This is a genomic window from Pseudomonas sp. NPDC087639 (assembly GCF_044743385.1).
Taxonomy (GTDB): Bacteria; Pseudomonadota; Gammaproteobacteria; order Pseudomonadales; family Pseudomonadaceae; genus Aquipseudomonas.
Genome location: NZ_JBIUWI010000031.1, coordinates 1 through 3970 on the forward strand (window position 1 = coordinate 1; position 3970 = coordinate 3970).

The 3970-nt window shown below is 58.0% G+C and carries 3 protein-coding genes and 1 pseudogene; 3 read left to right on the plus strand and 1 reads right to left on the minus strand.

From position 1 onward, the window contains the following. A partial coding sequence (locus ACIOVB_RS14825; RefSeq protein ID WP_401268826.1) for an SIMPL domain-containing protein occupies positions 1–342 on the plus strand: 342 nt, incomplete at its 5' end. 179 nt (positions 343–521) lie between these two features. On the opposite strand, the gene ACIOVB_RS14830 is transcribed toward ACIOVB_RS14825, so the two are convergent. Next, entirely contained in the window at positions 522–884 is a 363-nt protein-coding gene (locus ACIOVB_RS14830; protein WP_401268828.1) for a DUF6124 family protein, read from the minus strand. Between the two features lie 897 nt (positions 885–1781). Between ACIOVB_RS14830 and ACIOVB_RS14835 the strand changes: the two genes are divergently transcribed. After that, positions 1782–3383, plus strand: a complete 1602-nt coding sequence (locus ACIOVB_RS14835; RefSeq protein WP_187676750.1) for an ABC transporter substrate-binding protein — start codon at positions 1782–1784, stop codon at positions 3381–3383. A gap of 343 nt (positions 3384–3726) precedes the next feature. Next, positions 3727–3970 (plus strand): annotated as a pseudogene (locus ACIOVB_RS14840) (ABC transporter substrate-binding protein); the annotation flags it as partial.

Consider the following 3970-nt stretch of genomic DNA (forward strand, 5'->3'; position numbering starts at 1 on the left):
TCCAAACTCACCGGCGAACTGCTGACCGACCTGAAAATGGGCGGCATGGACTTCGCCATCGCCGACCCGACCCGCAAGGCCAGTGAAGACCAGTTGCTCAAAGAAGCCGTCACCGCCTTCAAGGCCCGCGCCCAACTGGCCACTGACGCACTCGGCGGCAAGAGCTACAAAATCGTCAACCTGAACCTCAACAGCAACGGCTACCCCCAACCGTACCTGCGCGCCCCGATGATGATGAAAGCCGCCGGCATGGATTCAGCGCCAGTGACGCCGGAAGTTGAAGCAGGCACCAGCCAGGTCAGCATGACCGCTGATGGCTCGATTGAAGTGTTGATGCAGTGATGTGATATGGGCTGAATAAAAAACCGGCGATCAGAGCATGATCGCCGGTTTTTTTGTGCCTGGGATTTGTGGTGCTTGAGCTGTCGCCATCGCGAGCAGGCTCGCTCCCACAGTTGGAATGCGTACTCCTGTGGGAGCGAGCCTGCTCGCGAAGAACGATGACGCGGTAGCCCTGGGGATCAGATTTGTGGATCAACCCGATCCAGCGCCCGGTTCACCGCCAGCTCGGCCAGCATGATGATCTGCTGAATCCCCAGCACCGTATTGCGCTGCGTGCCGCCCAACTCGTTGGCGAAGTTGCTGGCCGCTGCGCTGGCAGAGGCCAGTGATTCACAGGCATGGGCGAGCAGGCTTTCAGTGTCGACGTTGGGACAGACCATGAACATCGTGCTGGGTTGGCGCGGTTTTCTGGTTTCGGGGATGAGGTAGAAATCGAGGGCGCGTTTGATGGCTTCGCGGTTTCGGGCGAGGTCTTCGGCGCGGAGGGCTTCTTCGAGGGGGGTTGGTTTTTCTTCGGGTGGATCGGGTACAGGCTTAGTCATGCGTTTCACCTATGAAGTTGAGCCATCTCATGCCGTTTCTCACACGGCGAAGAGGTGGCAGCTTTGTGCGGGGTGAGAAAACCGGTCATAGGCACCCGGCCAGACATAAGTCTGCCCGCACAGAGCCGCCATAACGCATTTGCATGCAGCGGATTGGCTGGCGGCAATTATGCGGGCATGAACACTGAATGACTATGAATTGCCGGGTTCTCACACCCGATCGCTGAACATTCAGCGACAACCCAAGCCTAGAGATCGCACGTCCGACGGACAACCTGAAAACCTTGTGGGAAGCTTCTGGTGATTTCACACACCTCTAAACACAGCAAAGTAATCGGGTGACTGCGTGGGCCGCCATCGCTGGCAAGCCAGCTCCCACAGAAAGCAAAAGCCAGATCAAAAGATCGCAGCCTGCGGTATCTACAGAGGAGACAAGTACACCCCGCACGCGGCGCATGCCGCCCCACTCAACACAATGAGCGTTAGCTCGAGTAAAGCTCTTGATCTTGATCTCAGAGCCCGTCGGCAGGCTGAGCGGAGGGATTGATCCGGGGTGGGAGCGCAGCGACCGTTTGGCGAAGCCAAACACAGCGAGAGGAGGTGCAGCGAAGCAAACCGGAGACGCTGCGCCCGGATCGATCCCGGAGCGAAGGAACCCGAGCCACGGCGAGGGCCGAACGTCAGGGCAAAGCCTTTTTGGTTACTTTTTCGGCGTCTGGAAAAAGTGACCCGCCGTAAGGGCGGAACCCCAAGCAGCCATAACCGCAGCAACGGATATACACACAACCCGCCAGATATACCGAGATAGACACTCCCCCAAGAAAAACGATATTTCCGAAACCCCACAATTCCCCGCTAATCTCAACCCAAAACCACCTCCAAATCCCCGGGGACTCCATGCCAAGATCCACCCTCAAACCGCTCCTGATCTCGCTGGCCCTGGCCACAACCGCCCCGATAGCAAACGCCGCCACAACCCTGGTCTACTGCTCCGAAGCCAGCCCCGCAGGCTTCGACCCCAGCCAATACACCAGCGGTACCGACTTCGACGCCTCCGCCGAAACCGTCTTCAACCGCCTCACCCAATTCAAACGCGGCGGCACCGACATCGAACCCGGCCTGGCCACAAAATGGGACGTCTCAACGGATGGCCTGCAGTACACCTTCCACCTGCGCCAAGGCGTGAAATTCCACAAAACGGAATACTTCACCCCAACCCGCGACTTCAACGCCGACGACGTCCTCTTCACCTTCCAACGCCTGCTCGACCCGGAAAACGCCTTCCGCAAGGCCTACCCCGCCGAGTCCCCGTATTTCACCGACATGGGCCTCAACACCACCATCAAATCAGTCGAAAAACTCGACGCGCAAACCGTGCGCTTCAACCTCAACAACGTCGACGCCGCCTTCGTGCAAAACCTCGCCATGAGCTTCGCCTCGGTGCAGTCCGCTGAATACGCCGCGCAACTGCTGAAGGAAGGCAAAGCCGCCGACCTCAACCAGAAACCGATCGGCACCGGCCCGTTCGTGTTCAAGCGCTATCAAAAAGATTCGCAAATCCGTTATGTCGCGAACACGGCCTACTGGAAACCCGAAGATGTAAAGATCGACAACCTGATTTTCTCGATCACCCCGGACGCCGCCGTACGCCTGCAAAAACTCAAAACCGGCGAATGCCAGGTCAGCGGTTACCCACGCCCCGCCGACATCGAAGTGATGGAAAAAGACCCGAACCTGCGCGTGCTGAAACAGGCCGGTTTCAACCTTGGCTTCCTCGCCTACAACACCACTCACCCGCCGCTGGACCAGCTCAAAGTGCGTCAGGCCCTGGACATGGCCATCGACAAACCGGCGATCATCAAAGCCGTTTACCAGAGTGCCGGTCAGTTGGCCCAGAACGCTTTGCCGCCGGCGCAATGGTCGTTCGATCCGAACATCAAGGACGCGCCGCACGATCCGGCAAAGGCCAAGGCGCTACTTAAAGAAGCAGGGGTTGCACCGGGTACAACCATCAACCTTTGGGCAATGACCGTGCAGCGCGCCTCGAACCCGAATGCGCGGATGTCGGCGCAGATGATCCAGCAGGATTGGGAGAAGATCGGCATCAAGGCCAACATCGTCAGCTATGAATGGGGCGAGTACATCAAGCGCGCCAAGAACGGCGAACATGACGCGATGATCTACGGCTGGACCGGCGACAACGGCGATCCGGACAACTGGCTCGGCGTGCTGTACAGCTGCGCGGCGGTGAAAGGCAGCAACTACGCCAAATGGTGCGATCCCGCCTACGACAAACTGGTGCAGCAGGCCAAGGTGTCCACTGACAAAGCGCAGCGGGTAAAACTGTATCAACAGGCGCAACTGATCCTTAAACAGCAGGTGCCGATCACCCCGATCGCCAACTCCACGGTGTTCCAACCACTGCGTAAAGAAGTCACTGATTTCCGTATCAGCCCTTTTGGTCTAACCCCCTTTTACGGCGTGGGTATAAATAAGTAACACCGAGCCCCAAGGCGGCGCGCACAGCCTGAACCGCGCACCATTTTGGGGCTTCATTTGCACCGTAAAAACCACCCGCAAACGGTCAAATGCGTCAAAAGTTATACAGATGCGACATTAAGGTACGTTCGTGCCACCGTTTGAGGCCGCCGACCGCTCTGGATCTTGCATTGGGTATGGCGCCTGCATAAGTATCCGCAGGCACGACTCACGAGGTCGTACCTCAAATCAAAAAATGACAACAAATCATGAGGCCAACATGCTTAAACACGCGGTCATTCCGTTTTTAGTCGGCGCAGGCTTGTTAGCCTCCGCACCTTTCGCATCCGCTGCGACTAACCTGGTGTTTTGCTCCGAAGGGAGCCCGGCCGGTTTTGATCCGGGCCAGTACACCACCGGAACCGACTTCGACGCCTCAGCCGAAACCATGTTCAACCGTCTGACCCAGTTCGAACGCGGCGGCACCGCCGTGATTCCTGGTCTGGCGACCAAGTGGGACATTTCCGATGACGGCCTGACTTACACCTTCCACCTGCGTGAAGGCGTCAAGGTCCACACCACCCCGTATTTCAAGCCGACTCGGGAGT